The following is a 14059-nucleotide window of genomic DNA, read 5'->3' as shown; positions in this document are numbered from 1 at the left end:
ATCCGTGACATTCGGCCCGGCCTGGCCCGGGCCGGACCGGCACCAAGCCGGCTTCCGCGCTTGACGAGCGCGGTCGCCCGCGGGTTGTCTCCCCCCATGCAAAAGCCCCGTACGGTCGCGTTCGCGCTGTCGTTGCTCGCCCTGTCGGCTTGTCCCGGACCGACCCGTCCGGAGACCACCGCGCCGACGACGGACGGCCCTGCCGGCGCCGCCGCGGGTGAGACGCAGGGCGACGCCGCGCCCGCCGACGACTTCAAGGTGCTCGCCGAGCAGTTCGCCGACGTTCGGATCCTGCGCTACCGCGTACCCGGCTTCGAGGCGCTGCCGCTGCAGCAGAAGCAGCTGGTCTACTACCTCTACCGCGCCGCACTCGCGGGCCGCGACATCATCTGGGATCAGAACTACCGCCACAACCTGCTGGTGCGACGCACCCTCGAGGCCGTGGTGGGCAACGAGGCCAGCCACGCGTTGCCGGGCTACGCCGCGCTGCTCGATTACACCAAGCGCGTGTGGTTCAGCAACGGCATCCATCATCACTACTCGATGAAGAAGCTGACCCCCGGCTTCGACGCCGAGCAGCTGGCCGCGATGGTGAAGGCGGTCGATCCAGGCAAGCTGCCGCTGCGCAGTGGTCAGAGCATCGATCAGCTGCTCGCGACCCTGGCGCCTGTCGTGTTCGACCCCAGCGTCGCGCCCAAGCGGGTCAACCTCGATCCCAAGCAGGATCTGATCAAGTCCTCTGCGACCAACTACTACGACGGCGTGAGCCAGAAGGACGTCGAACGCTTCTATGCGCGCAAGGTCGACAAGAAGGACCCAACGCCGGTGTCGTGGGGCCTGAACTCGCAGCTCGCCAAGCGCAGGGGCAAGGTCGTCGAGCGCACGTGGAAGGTCGGTGGCATGTACGACGCCGCCATCAGCGACATCGTGAAGTGGCTCGAGTTGGCGGTCGGCGTGGCCGAGAACGACAAGCAGAAGCTCGCGCTACAGAAGCTGATCGAGTTCTACCGCACCGGTGATCTGAAGCGCTTCGACGAGTACTCGATCGCGTGGGTGGCCGACACCGAGTCGCGGGTCGACGTCGTCAACGGCTTCATCGAGGTCTACGGCGACCCGCTGGGCTATCGCGGGGCCTGGGAGTCGGTGGTGTCGATCAAGGACATGGAGGCGAGCAAGCGCATCGCCGCGATCGGTGCTCAGGCGCAGTGGTTCGAGGATCACTCCCCGATCGCCAAGAACCATCGCAAGCCCAGCGTGACCGGCATCTCGGCGAAGGTCATCCTCGCCGTGGTCGAGGCCGGCGACTCGGCCCCGTCGACGCCGATCGGGATCAACCTGCCCAACGCCAACTGGGTGCGGGCGGAGCACGGCAGCAAGTCGGTCAACCTGGGCAACATCGTGTACGCCTACGACGCCTCGAAGCGGCAGTCGGGCGTGCTCGAGGAGTTCGCGGCGAGCAAGGAGGAGGTCGCGCGCGCCAAGGCCCACGCCGATCTCGCCGACGCGTTGCACACCGACATGCACGAGGTCATCGGTCACGCGTCGGGGCAGCTCGAGCCGGACGTGGCGCAGCCCAACGAGACCCTCAAGAACTACTCGAACACCCTCGAGGAGGCGCGTGCGGACCTGGTCGCGCTCTACTACATGCCCGATCCGAAGCTGGTGGAGATCGGCGTCGCCAAGACCACCGACGTCGGCAAGGCCGCGTACGACAACTACATCCGCAACGGCCTGATGGTGCAGCTCGCCAGGCTCGAAGAGGGCGAGGACCTCGAGGAGGCCCACATGCGCAACCGCCAGATGGTCGCCGCGTGGGTGTTCGAGAAGGGCAAGGCCGACAAGGTCGTCGAGCGGGTCGAGCGCGACGGCAAGAGCTACTTCGTGATCCGCGACTACGCCAAGCTGCGCGACCTTTTCGGTCAGCTGCTCGCCGAGGTCCAGCGCATCAAGAGCACCGGCGACTACGAGGCCGGCAAGGCGCTGGTCGAGACCTACGGCGTGAAGGTGGATCGCGAGCTGCACGCGCAGGTGCGCAAGCGCTACGCCGCGCTGGGCATCGCGCCTTACGCCGGCTTCATCCAGCCGCGCCTGGTGCCCGTGATGGACGGCGAGACGATCAAGGACGTCCGTATCGAGTACCCCGAGGACTTCACGCAGCAGATGTTGGAGTACGCCAAGGACGCATCGCTGCTGCCGACCGAAAACTGAGGCCGACGCGGGCAGCGGCCGAGCGGTGGGCGGCTCGCTCGGCCCGCCGGCCAACGCCGCGCGCGCCGACGCCGTCGCCTCCCCACCGCGGCGGCGCGGAGCCGTACGGCGCGACGGCCGTGGTAAGCTGTCGCCGTGGCCGACGATGCAGCGTTGCTTGGAGCGTGGCGCGGGGGCGATCGCAGCGCCGGCGACGAGCTGCTGCGTCGGCACTTTGCGACCATCGGCCGGTTCTTCCGTAGCAAGCTCGGCGACGACGTCGAGGACCTCGTGCAGCAGACCTTCGCCGATGCCGTCCGCGCCCGCGACAGCGTGCCGTCGGCGGGCTTCCGCGCCTACCTGCTCGGCATTGCCTGCAACCGCCTGTTCGATCACCTGCGTCGGCGTGTGCGCGACGATGGTGTCTTCGACCCGACCACGATGTCGGTGGTCGACCTCGGGACCTCGGTCAGCCAGCGGATCGCGCGGCAACAGGACGAGGTGTTGATGCTCACCGCGCTGCGTCAGCTGCCGGTCGACTTCCAGATCGTGCTCGAGCTCGCCTACTGGGAGGAGCTCCCGGGCGCCGAGATCGCGACCATCTTGGGTATCTCGCCGCACACGGTCCGCAGTCGACTGGCGCGCGCCCGCGTGGCGCTGCGCGAGCGGTTGCTGAACTCGTCGGCGGACCCCGAGCTCGTGCGCCAGAGCGTGGCGAAGCTCGAGCGCAACGCCCTGGCCGAGGACGACGAGCCGGCGCAAGGTCGATGAGCGGCGTGGCGACGTCGCGGATTCCGACGCCGTCGCGACGCCCACCGTGGGACAGCACCGCCCCTGCTAGCGACCGGTCACCGTGCGGACCTGGTTCGCCGTCATCATCGCCTCGCGCAGCTGCGACGAGAGATCCGACAGCGCACCCGGCGAGTGCGGGATGAGGATGGTGTTGGTCGCCGAGCTCTGGCCCAGCTCCTTGAGGGTGTCGAAGTACTGCGTCATCAACACCAGCTGCATCACGTCCTGCGGCGTCGCGCCCGGCACGGAGCGCTGGAACTCGTCGACCGACTCGCGCAGGCCGTCGACGATGGCGCGACGTTGGTCGGCGATGCCGCGGCCGGCTAGCGCCTTGCTCTGTGCGTCGGCCTCGGCGGCCTTGACCCGCAGGATCTTGTCGGCCTCACCGCGCTCGGCAGCGGCCTGTCGCATCCGCTGCGCAGCGTTGATCTCGTTCATCGCGGCCTTCACATGGGGGTCGGGGTCGATGTCGGTCACCAGCGTCTTCACGATTCCGTAGCCGAACCCGCCCATGACCTCCGACAGCTCGGCCTTCACCGCGTCGGCGATGTCGTCCTTGCGCTGGAACACGTCGTCGATGGGGATGTTGGGCACGCGCGCCCGCACGACGTCGAACACGAAGCTGCGGATCTGCCCCGCGGGGTCGCTGAGGCGGTAGAACGCGTTGAAGACCGCCTCGGGGATGACGAAGAACTGCACCGAGACCACCACCCGCACGAACACGTCGTCGCGGGTCTTGGTCTCGACGTTCACGTCGAGCTGCTGCACGCGCAGGTTCGCGCGCCCAGCGACGCGCTCGAACCACGGGATCTTGAGGTTGAGGCCCGGTCGCGCCAGCCGCGAGAAGCGACCGAAGCGCTCGACCACGTGCACGCTCTGCTGATGCACGACGAAGAAGGTCGAGCGCAGCAGCGCCATCACACCCAGCAGCAGCAGCGGTACGGGTAGCCACGCGAGCACGGAAACGACCTCGGGATCCATGCCCAGCCGACCGGGCCGCCGATGGCGCCATTCCCCAGGCCGCGCGTGACCGTACGCAGCTTGCTTCGTCGGTCGACGCCGGTGTATCTGGGGAACCGATGGAGCCCGCACGGCACCTCTTCGGGCACCGGCAATACTGGGCCCACCGCTTCGGGGTCGCACCGTTCCTGCCGACCTCGCGCGCGCAGATGGACGAGCTCGGCTGGGACAGCTGCGACGTCGTCATCGTCAGCGGCGACGCCTACGTCGATCATCCGAGCTTCGGCATGGCGCTGGTCGGACGGCTGCTCGAGGCGCAGGGCTTCCGCGTCGGTATCCTCGCGCAGCCGCAGTGGCACGACGCGTCCGCGTTCGCGTCGCTCGGCCGGCCGAACCTCTGCTTCGGCGTCACCGGCGGCAACATGGACTCGATGGTGAACCGCTACACCAGCGATCGCCGGATCCGCAGCGACGACGCCTACTCGCCCGGCGGTGCCGCCGGACTGCGGCCGGATCGCTCGGTGATCGTCTATGCCCAGCGCTGCCGCGAGGCCTTCGCCGACGTGCCGCTCGTCATCGGTGGCATCGAGGCCAGCCTGCGTCGCATCGCCCACTACGACTACTGGTCCGACGCGGTGCGTCGCTCGATCCTGCTCGACGCCAAGGCCGATCTGCTGCTGTACGGCAACGCCGAGCGGGCGCTGGTCGAGGTCGTGCACCGGCTCGGCGCTGGCCAGCACATCCGCGACATCCGCGACGTGCGGGGCACCGCGTTCGTGTGCCGCGAGTTCCCGCCGGGCACGTGGCACGAGATCGACTCGCGCGACCTCGACGAACCGGGACCCGTGGGGCCGCTGCCCGATCCCTACGCGAGCACGCCGACGCCGGCTGCGAACACAGCCGGCGAGGTCGTCACGCTGCGTCGCCGCAACCTCGCGGCGCTGCGGGCCGATCGCGGGCAGCAGGTGGTGCGGCTGCCGGCGTTCGATCTGGTTGCGCGGGACCCGGTGCTCTACGCCCACGCGTCGCGGCTGCTGCACCTCGAGGCCAACCCCGGCAATGCGCGGGCCTTGGTGCAGGCCCACGGCGACCGCGACGTGTGGCTGAACCCGCCGCCCATCCCGCTGACCACCGCCGAGATGGATCGGGTCTACGAGCTGCCCTACGCCCGCGTCCCGCACCCGGAGTACGGCGGCGCCAAGATCCCCGCCTACGAGATGATCCGCTTCTCGGTGACGATCCAGCGCGGGTGCTTCGGTGGCTGCTCGTTCTGCTCGATCACCGAGCACGAAGGGCGCGTGATCCAGAGCCGCTCGGAGGACTCCATCATCGGTGAAATCGAGCGCATCCGCGACACCGCGCCGGGCTTCACCGGCGTGATCTCGGATCTCGGCGGACCGACGGCGAACATGTATCGCCTGGCCTGCAAGAGCCGCGAGATCGAGGCCTCGTGCCGCAAGCCGTCGTGCGTGTACCCGGACGTCTGCAGCAACCTCGGCACTGATCACGGGCCGCTCATCCAGCTGTACCGCCGCGCGCGGGCGCTGCCCGGCATCAAGAAGGTGTTGGTGGCCTCGGGGGTGCGCTACGACCTCGCGGTGCGCTCACCCGAGTACGTGCGCGAGCTGGCGGCCCATCACACCGGCGGGTATCTCAAGATCGCCCCCGAGCACATCGCCCAGGGCCCGCTCTCGGCGATGATGAAGCCCGGCATCGGCACCTACGACCGCTTCAAGGCGCTGTTCGATCGCTTCACGCGTGAGGCCGGCAAGGAGCAGTACCTCATCCCGTACTTCATCGCCGCGCACCCGGGTACGAGCGACGAGGACATGCTCGAGCTGGCGCTGTGGCTCAAGCGCAACGGCTTCCGACCCGACGCCGTGCAGGCGTTCCTGCCGTCGCCGATGGCGAGTGCGACGGCGATGTACCACAGCGGCAAGAGCCCGCTGGCGCGCGTGCGTCGGCGCGGTGGCGATGTCGTGGTGCCGAAGGCGATGCGCACGCGTCGACTCCACAAGGCCTTCCTGCGCTACCACGATCCCAACAACTGGCCGATGCTGCGCGCGGCGTTGCATCGCATGGGTCGCGGCGATCTGATCGGCGATGGTCGTCACCAGTTGGTGCCATCGTGGCAGCCCGCGGGGACCGGTGCAGCGCCCGAGGGGCGGCGACGCAAGCTGGGCCCGCGGCCGGGCACCGCCCTGACACAGCACACCGGGCTGCCGCCGTCGCCGGCCCTGGCCGGACGCGGTGAGGCCGCCGGCCGGCCCCGCCCCGCCACCCGCGCCCGCGGCACCGGCCCCAAGCCCCGCTAGCCGGGTCCCCGTGGAGTTCGGCGCGTAGTCCCCCCCTTGACGGCCCGGGGGGCGCCTCTCATAGTTGACCAGTCAGTCAAGAATGACCGGATCGGAACATGGGCCGCTGCAGTGATGCCAAGGAGCGCCTCGTCGCGACTGCGGCGAGCCTGTTTCATCAGCGCGGCTACACGGCCGTGTCGGTCGCGGACATCTGCGACGCCGCTGACCTGAAGAAGGGCAGCTTCTATCACTTCTACGCCTCGAAGCTCGACCTCGCCCTCGACGCGATCGAGCAGTATGCCCGCGGCTACGAGGCGCTGCTCATCGGGTGCCTGCGGCCGGGCGCGACCGCGATGGATCAGATCCGGACCATGTTCGAGGCCTTGGGCAAGACCCTGCAGCAGGGCCACAACCGCGACGGCTGCATGCGCGGCTGTCCGATCGGCAACCTCGCGCTCGAGATGGCGGATCGTGAAGAGGCCATCCGCCGCAAGATCGCGAAGGTCTTCGAGGCACTCACCGCCGGTGTCGAAGGTCTCATCCGGGGAGGCGTCGCGCGGGGAGAGTTCGCGGTCGCGAATCCGCGGGACGCCGCCGAGGGTCTCGTGGCGACCATCCAAGGCGCCATCGTGTTGAGCAAGACCGCCAACGATCCCGCGGTTTTTTCCCGGGTCGCCGGCGCCGCCCTCGATGCGTTCCAGGGACGCGTCGGTGTGGGCGCGAGCCCGGCCGCTGCGCCCGCCTGAAGCGACCGCTTCGAACCGACGCGCAAAATCGTCGGCTCGTCCCGTCAGATTAGACGACCAGTCAACTATTGTCTCCGAGAGTCCAACTCCGCCCGCTGCACGAGGTGCCCGCCATGACCGCCGCCATCCAACCCGAGATCCCCGCAGCGACGCCCGCCACGAGGCGCGTGCCCGCCGGCACCGCGCTGCATGCTCTGATGGTCCGCTACATCGATGGCGACCCCGAGGTCTTCCCCAAGCTGCACGCACTGCTGGCGCCGAAGATCCGCTCCCGGCTCTCGCGGCTGGTCCACGACCCGGTGCTGGTCGAAGACCTGCTGCAGCTGACGTTCCTGCGCGCCCACGCGGCGCGCGAGCGCTTCGAGTCCGTGTCGGCCGCCGCCGACCGTGCGGTCGAGGGCTGGTACCTCTCGATCGCCCGCAACGTCGCGCTCGATCACCTCCGCGAGCACTACCGCCGCGAGCGTCGACACCAGCACGTGCTGGCCCGCGGCGACGGTGCCTCGATCGGTGCGCCCGAGCCGGGCGGCAGCCCGGAGGACGTCGGCCTCGAGGTCGAGGCCGCGCAGGAGGCCGCGCGCGTGCTCGATGCGGCGCTCGAGCTGCTGCCGCAGACGCAGGCCGATGTCGTGCGGCTGCACAAGCTCGGCGGCCTCAGCATGGCCGAGGTCGCCGATCGCCTGCGCGTGAAGCAGGGGGCGGTTCGCGTGCGCGCGCACCGGGCCTACAAGGCGCTGGCCGAGATCCTCGGCGCGCCCGCGTGGTCCATGCAGCCGGCGTGAGCCCGCGTCGGGTGATCGATCACGCGGGCTTTGTCAGCCCTCGGAGTAGGTCCAGTCGCGCTTGGCGTTGCCGTCGCAGTTCATCGAACGACTCACCGCGCGCTTGGGGCAGCTGCGAGACTTGCGACCGCCCTTGGCGTAGGCGCCCGCCGCCCACCGCGTCCCGCGGAGGTCCGCGTGGGCGAAGTGGCACGGGTTGCCGGCGCCGTCGTAGTACTCGATCACGCAGGTGAAGCCGGCCTCGCGCAGGCGCTGGCCGGTGGCGCGGGTGTCGAGCCCGCAGATCACCGCGTCGATGCCGAGCGCCTGGTTGTGCATGCTGGCGTCCGGATCGCCGTCGCGCTTGCCCGAGTTGATCCACAGCACCGGCTCGTCGACCTCGGGTGCCGGCAGTGACTCGACGACGTCGCGGACACGGCGAAGCACCTCGGCGTGCAGGCCATCGGCCTTCGGGCCGACGCGCAGCTGCTCGCAGCGTTCGCAGCCTGGCATCGCGCTGTTCAGGGACGGGCGCTCGCTGCCCGCCGAAGGTGGCGTGCCGAACTCGCGCTCCCAGCAGCCCACCGCTCGCGGCGGCGGCGTGGGCTCGACCGGCGGCGCGACCACGGGGGCGACCGGCGTCGGTGCCGTGGCGGGCTCGACCGGTGGGCTCGACGCCGTGGTGCCGTGGGCGGTGGTCGCCGCGCTACCCGAGCAGGCCGCGACGCACGCGAGGCTCGGCATCGCCACGGTCCGGGCCCATCGCCATGCGGCTCGAGCTGCGGATGCCGAAGGAACGTCGACGCGCGTCGCGGTGGGCACGGCCCGCAGCATAGCGGTTGTGCGGCGGGGTGGCGCGGCGGCCCATGGGGGCGACCTCGGTCAGGCCGCGTTGGCGCGCACGAAGGCGGCCTCGAAGCCGCGCAGCATGTCGAGCACGCGCGCCGCTTCGCCGCGCGGGGGCGGAACCATCGTCGCGGTCGGGGCCTCGGGCTTCTGACACAGTGCGACGCCACTCTCGGTGCACGCGAGCACGTCGAACCCACAGCGTCGCAGCACGAACTCGAGCGTGGTGGCGGTGAAGTGATAGTTGTGCGCGTTCTGAAGGTACGAGAGCAGATCGCTGCGGTAGTGGGTGCCGATGGTTGCGATCCCCGGCACCTCGACCAGCAGCACGCCGCCGGGGTCGAGCAGGGTCGCGAGCTCCGCCGCGCTCGCGTGCAGGTCGTGGTAGTGCTCGAACACGTGCATGAGCAGCACGAGGTCCGCAGTGCGGCCCTGCGCGGCCAACAGCGCCGACGCGTCGCCCTGCACCAGCGCGAGCCCATGGCCGCGGCCGACCTCGAGGTACTCGCCGCCGAGGTCGACGCCCGCGACCTGCTTGCCGAGCTCGGCGAAGGGGGCGAGTAGGCCACCGGCGCCGCAGCCGACCTCGTACACGCGCTCGATCTGCGGCAGCAGCTTCGCGAGCAGCTGGGTGAGCCCGCGCCCACGTGCGACCTGGCTGCGGTAGAGCGCCTCGCCGTTGCCGGGCCCGGTGTAGAGATCGCGGTAGTGTTCGTCGTAGAAGCGTGCGGCCGCGGCCGCGGTCATGCGTGGATCGCTGCGCATGAGGCCGCAGTGCTCGCACAACACCGTGCGGACCGGCAGCCCGTAGCGATCGCGCAGCGAGATCTCGAGATCGCGGGGCGGTCCGCCGCAGAAGCACGGCGTCGCCTCGAGCTCGTACGTGCCGTCGTGCAGCTTCGCCAGCACGCGCGAGCGCGCCTCGTTCTGCCCCGGGGACAGCCGCAGCCACGCGCGATCGTGGGCGGCGAAGCGGTGACCGAGGGTCATGTTGGCTTCGTAGTGTGGCGACGCCGACGCGGCCACTGCGAGAGCGCGGACCGCTCCGCCGGCCACCATGGCGCGCACGTGCGGTCACGCCGACCCATGCGCGGCCGCCGGCCGCATCACCGCCCGCCGGTGTGCTATGGCATCCCGCGAGATCACCCGTGCACTGCCTCGTCGTTGGAATCGCCGGTGCGACCGGCTCGGGTAAGACCACCGTCGCTTCGCGCCTGGCCGCCGCGGTCGAGGGGCGGGTCGCGCTGCTGCAGCACGACAGCTACTACCGGGACCGTCCCGAGCTGACCTACGAGCAGCGCTGCGAGCTCAACTTCGACCACCCGCAATCGCTCGAGACCGAGCTACTGGTCGAGCACCTCGGCGCACTGCGTCGCGGTGAGACGGTCGCGGTGCCGGTCTACGACTTCACCACCCACCGCCGCAGCCAAGAGACCCTCCACGTGGTCCCGTCGCCGGTGATCGTGGTCGAGGGCATCCTCGTGCTCGCCGATGCGCGCCTGCGCGAGATGTTCGACATCAAGCTGTTCGTCGACACCGACGCCGACATCCGGGTGTTCCGCCGTATCCGACGCGACATCGAGCAGCGCGGCCGCTCGTTCGACTCGGTGCGCCAGCAGTACTACAGCTCGGTGCGCCCGATGACGCTGGAGTTCGTCGAGCCCTCGAAGCGCTTCGCCGACATGATCATCCCCGAGGGCGGTCGCAACGACGTCGCGCTCGACGTGCTCGGCACCAAGCTGCGGACCTTCGCCCATGGCACATGACGAACCCAGCGCGACGCCGCCGACGGGGTTCGGTCGGGTGACCGCATGGCTGCGGCGCCAGAAGCAGCAGCTGAGCGATCACTTTGCCGAGTACGGCGGCATCGCGATCGTCACCTACTTCGTGATCTTCGCGCTGACCTGGCTGGGCTTCGTGATCGCGATTCGAGCGGGCATCTCGCTCGACGGCGCCGCCGGCGAGACCGGCACGGTGTTGACGGCCTACCTCGCGACCAAGGCCACGCAGCCCCTGCGCATCATCGTGACGCTGGCGGTGACGCCGTTGGTCGCCGCGCTGTGGTGGCGCATTCGTGGTCGCAAGCCCGGCGACGAGGCCGTTGCGCCTGCGTCGAGCAGTGAAGCACCTCGCGCCGACGAGCCCTGACCTCGCGCCCGCCGAGCGGGGTTCGCTTCGCAGCTCAGCGCGCGCGCACGCACACGGAGGCGGCCGGCTCGTCCTTCAGCCACGCCGTCAGGGCGCCGGTGCTCGGGTGCAGCACCCACGCCGACGCCTTGTCGTCGTCGGGCACGGTGCGCGACCAGTGGGGCTCGTCGGGCAGTAGCCCGATGGCGTCGAGCAGCTGGAGCTCGCGGCGGTGCGGTAGCCGGAAGCCACTGACGCCGTCGTACTCGAGCGCGGCACAGCGCTTGCGGGCCTCGGCCCACGTGCGCGGGGCTGCCGAGGTCGCGGTGACCCACAGCGTGTCGGTCTCGCGCAGGCGATGGGCTGCGACGGCGGCGACCAACGCCGGGATCGCGGGGGACGTGTGCGTCGAGCCGGTGTCCGCGGGTTCGCGATCGCCGTCGGCATCGACGGGTTCGTCGGTGGCACTGGCTGCGGGCGCGGCCGCGGCGACGGGTGGCACCGATGGAGCATCCGCGACCGCGGTCGGAGCATCCGCAACTGGGGACGGAGCATTCGCAACTGGGGACGGAGCATCCGCGACCGCAGTCGGAGCATCCGCGACCGCGGTCGGAGCATCCGCGACCGCAGTCGGAGCATCCGCAAGCGCGGTCGCTGCATCGACGTGCGGTGCGTCCGCGACGGCGGGCGGTGTGTCCACGGCGGCGTCGCGGGCGGCAGCGAGGGTTGCCGGCTCGGGCGCGGACGCCCCGCCCGACGGCGGCACCGGGGCCGCCGCGCTGGCCTGCACGCCGCCACGGCCATCGTCACGACCGAGTCGATCGATCGCACCGGTCGACCACAGCGCCACCGCTGCGATCGCCACGCCCGCGATCGCAGCACCGGTCCACAGCCCGGCCCGACCGCGACCGCGTGGTGCCACGACGGCCGCATCATCGACGCTCGCGGCGGCGGGCGACACCACGGGCACCGCGGGCGTGTGTCCGGCGTCGACACGCTGCGGCGCGCCGCTGACGACGGTGTCGCCCGTGCGTGCGGGCGTGATGATGGTCCCGCGCGCCAGCGTCGTCGCGCTCTCGGCGTCGTCGCTGCTGGTGGTGATGGTGGTGGGATCGGAGGCGCCGGAGGCCTCGCCGCGGGCCCGCGGGTGCGGCGTGCTACGTCGCGCGCGGGGGTTCGCGACGGCCTTCACGCGGACCTTCGGCGCGTGGCCCTTGCGACGCTTGCGGGCGCCGCTGCCATCGTGGGTGCCCGACGACTCGGCGTCGACGCTCGGCAGGGCACCGGTCACCGCGCGAAACTTGTCGGTGACGCCGATGCGGGCCGGCGAGATGTGGCCGATGATCGCCTGCGGCCCGCTGCGACGCGTGCTGACCTGGGTGTCCGCCGGCCCCTCGGTGCCCTTCAGCTCGATCGCGCGGTACGAGCGTGTCGCGACCCGCTCGGTGTGGGGGCCGAGCTGCTCGCGCCACTGCCGACGCTCGCCGAGTGCGTCGCGTCGTCGGCCCGTGAGCGGTCGCTCGAGCGCCTCGGCGAAGCGACGGATCTGGCCGACCATCGCCAGCGGCAACGCGAGGTCGAGTACCGCGACGAAGAGGTGTTGGTTCGGCCCACCATGGGTCGCCAACGCCTGGCGCAGCGGCTTGAGCACCTGCTCCTTGAGCGTGCCCTGCACGCACACCACGTAGATCGTCGGCTCGTCGCGATCGCGACCCTGGCCGAGCAACACCGTGCGCGCCTCGGCGCCGCAGATCACCTGCACCTCGAAGCCGAGCCCACGCAGGTTGCGGGCGACCTCTTCGACGAGCTCGACGACGCTCTGCGCACAGCACAGCACGACGGTGTGCTGTCGCCTGACCACGCCGGTCAGCGACTGCGACTCATCGTCGCGAGGTACTGCGTTGCCCTCGAGCATCACGACCGCGGCCGGGTCCGAAGGTAACACGGGCGGCGCGGCACGGCGCGGCGCGGCGCCTCGAGGCGCGCGAGGACGGCGCACGTGCGTGAGGCGACGCGCGTCCGCGCGACCCCGCCCGCAGTCGATCGGCCTTGTCTCTACTGCGGCGCGAGCGTCCAGTCGGTGAAGCCGAGGTTCTTCCCTGGCGACGACGGCACATCGGCCGGGAACGAGGTGCCGGCAAAGGCGTTGACCACGTGTGGGATCCAGGTGTCGTCGGCAGCCGCCGGGTAGTTGGCCTGCTCGTGCAGCCACAGCAGTGCGCGTTCCAGCGCGGCGTCCTGCCAAGCGAAGGCGTCGTACCCATGGCGCTCGAGCATCACCGCCTGCGCGACCGCGCCCTGCAGTGCTTCCCAGACGTAGTTCTCCTGGGGGGGCGGCCACGCGAAAGCACCTGCGCGTCGCTGATCGTCGGGCAAGACGCCGTCGACGTCGTGTCCCTCGATCGACGCTCCGACGGGATTGATGCCGACCGGGGCATCTGCATCAGCCTGCCAGTCGAGCTCGCCGTACTCGAAGCCCGCGTAGGTCTCGCGATCGCCGAGCCAGCCGCGGAACACCGTCGCGCAGCGCTCGACCTGCGTGTCATCGCCGAGGTAGAGCGCCGCTGCGAGTCGGCTTGCGCCGGCATGCGTACCCCAGTTGTTGGGCCTCGTCTCGTGGGTGCTGACGAGCGTCTGGCCATCGAGGTCCTCGTCGAGGACATCCGAGAGCCAGGCGCGGAAAACTTCGTCGTCGGCCTCCGACAACGGCACGAGATCCGCTGCGATGACGTAGGCAGCGAGCTCGCGGCCGAGCGCCAACGTGCGGCCTCCGTCCTCGGTACCGATGGCGGCCATGACCGCCGTTCGCACGGCGTCGCACATCGCCGCGTCGTCGAGCCGGACGCAGACGTAGGCCTTGGCAAGCACTCGCACATTGTTGGCTTGATCCTGGTTGGAGAGATCGGGCGTGCCCGCGTCGGCCTGCGCCGCAGCCAGCACCGCATCCCAAGCCGGACCCTCGATGGGCAGCGCCAGCAACTCCTCGGCCGAGATCCAGATGCCATCGACCGATCCCGATGGTCCCCCGCTCGACTCGTCCTCGCCGGCAGTGGAGTTCCCACCCGCTGTGGTCGTGGCGTCGTCGGTGGCGCCGGAGACGTCGCTGTCGTTCCCGGACGATGGGCCACCGCCGGTGGCCCCCGAGCTGGGTTCGCCGAAACTCGCCGATGCAGTGCCCGAGCTCGGGTCGATGCCCGCGCCGTCACCGACGTTCGGCCCGGCACATGCGACCGTCGTGCAGAGAATCGCCAACGCACCCCGCGACGTCGATCGTGCCGTCCCCATGACGCGGTTCTAGCAGCGCAGCTCGCTACGCGGCATCCACCGAACTGCGTAGCGCGCT

At 70.5% G+C, this 14059-nt stretch carries 12 protein-coding genes; 7 read left to right on the top strand and 5 right to left on the bottom strand.

The window, feature by feature from the left end; all coding sequences use genetic code 11:
* The first annotated feature begins 96 nt into the window (after positions 1 to 96).
* Together IPH07_28270 and IPH07_28265 are read left to right on the top strand one after the other, a co-directional pair.
* Positions 97 to 2208 (top strand): dihydrofolate reductase, encoded by a 2112-nt coding sequence (locus IPH07_28270; GenBank protein MBK6921326.1) that lies wholly within the window; start codon positions 97 to 99, stop codon positions 2206 to 2208.
* A gap of 135 nt (positions 2209 to 2343) precedes the next feature.
* Positions 2344 to 2958, top strand: a complete 615-nt coding sequence (locus IPH07_28265; GenBank protein MBK6921325.1) for a sigma-70 family RNA polymerase sigma factor — start codon at positions 2344 to 2346, stop codon at positions 2956 to 2958.
* Between the two features lie 66 nt (positions 2959 to 3024).
* Here the strand turns inward: IPH07_28265 and IPH07_28260 are convergent, their stop codons facing one another.
* A complete protein-coding gene (locus IPH07_28260) occupies positions 3025 to 3960 on the bottom strand; it encodes an SPFH domain-containing protein (GenBank protein MBK6921324.1) in 936 nt (311 codons plus the stop codon).
* Positions 3961 to 4058: 98 nt separating this feature from the next.
* Between IPH07_28260 and IPH07_28255 the strand changes: the two genes are divergently transcribed.
* The 3 genes from IPH07_28255 (at position 4059) to IPH07_28245 (ending at position 7764) form a co-directional block, all read left to right on the top strand.
* The gene (locus IPH07_28255; protein MBK6921323.1) at positions 4059 to 6254 is read left to right on the top strand and encodes a YgiQ family radical SAM protein; all 2196 of its coding nucleotides are present in this window, start codon (positions 4059 to 4061) and stop codon (positions 6252 to 6254) included.
* A gap of 98 nt (positions 6255 to 6352) precedes the next feature.
* Entirely contained in the window at positions 6353 to 6982 is a 630-nt protein-coding gene (locus IPH07_28250; protein ID MBK6921322.1) for a TetR/AcrR family transcriptional regulator, read from the top strand.
* Between the two features lie 113 nt (positions 6983 to 7095).
* Complete coding sequence (locus IPH07_28245; GenBank protein ID MBK6921321.1) at positions 7096 to 7764, top strand: RNA polymerase sigma factor; 669 nt, start codon at positions 7096 to 7098, stop codon at positions 7762 to 7764.
* A gap of 33 nt (positions 7765 to 7797) precedes the next feature.
* On the opposite strand, the gene IPH07_28240 is transcribed toward IPH07_28245, so the two are convergent.
* Complete coding sequence (locus tag IPH07_28240; GenBank protein ID MBK6921320.1) at positions 7798 to 8493, bottom strand: hypothetical protein; 696 nt, start codon at positions 8491 to 8493, stop codon at positions 7798 to 7800.
* 132 nt (positions 8494 to 8625) lie between these two features.
* Positions 8626 to 9579: a class I SAM-dependent methyltransferase gene (locus IPH07_28235; GenBank protein MBK6921319.1), complete on the bottom strand. Its 954-nt coding sequence runs from the start codon at positions 9577 to 9579 to the stop codon at positions 8626 to 8628.
* A 158-nt stretch (positions 9580 to 9737) separates the two neighbouring features.
* On the opposite strand from IPH07_28235, the gene udk reads away from it, so the two are divergent.
* Both udk and IPH07_28225 read left to right on the top strand, forming a co-directional pair.
* The gene (udk, locus tag IPH07_28230) at positions 9738 to 10355 is read left to right on the top strand and encodes a uridine kinase (protein MBK6921318.1); all 618 of its coding nucleotides are present in this window, start codon (positions 9738 to 9740) and stop codon (positions 10353 to 10355) included.
* Entirely contained in the window at positions 10345 to 10737 is a 393-nt protein-coding gene (locus IPH07_28225) for a hypothetical protein (GenBank protein MBK6921317.1), read from the top strand. Before udk ends, IPH07_28225 begins: the two co-directional genes overlap by 11 nt.
* A 34-nt stretch (positions 10738 to 10771) precedes the next feature.
* Here IPH07_28225 and IPH07_28220 read toward each other — a convergent pair whose 3' ends face one another.
* Together IPH07_28220 and IPH07_28215 are read right to left on the bottom strand one after the other, a co-directional pair.
* Positions 10772 to 12661, bottom strand: a complete 1890-nt coding sequence (locus IPH07_28220; protein ID MBK6921316.1) for a hypothetical protein — start codon at positions 12659 to 12661, stop codon at positions 10772 to 10774.
* A 110-nt stretch (positions 12662 to 12771) separates the two neighbouring features.
* Complete coding sequence (locus tag IPH07_28215) at positions 12772 to 13716, bottom strand: alginate lyase family protein (protein ID MBK6921315.1); 945 nt, start codon at positions 13714 to 13716, stop codon at positions 12772 to 12774.
* Positions 13717 to 14059: the final 343 nt, after the last annotated feature.

The organism is Deltaproteobacteria bacterium, assembly GCA_016709225.1.
In the GTDB taxonomy this organism is placed as follows: Bacteria; Myxococcota_A; Polyangia; order Nannocystales; family Nannocystaceae; genus Xiheibacterium; species Xiheibacterium phototrophicum.
The sequence above is the reverse complement of the archived record's forward strand: the minus strand, read 5'-3'. Positions and strand labels throughout refer to the sequence as shown.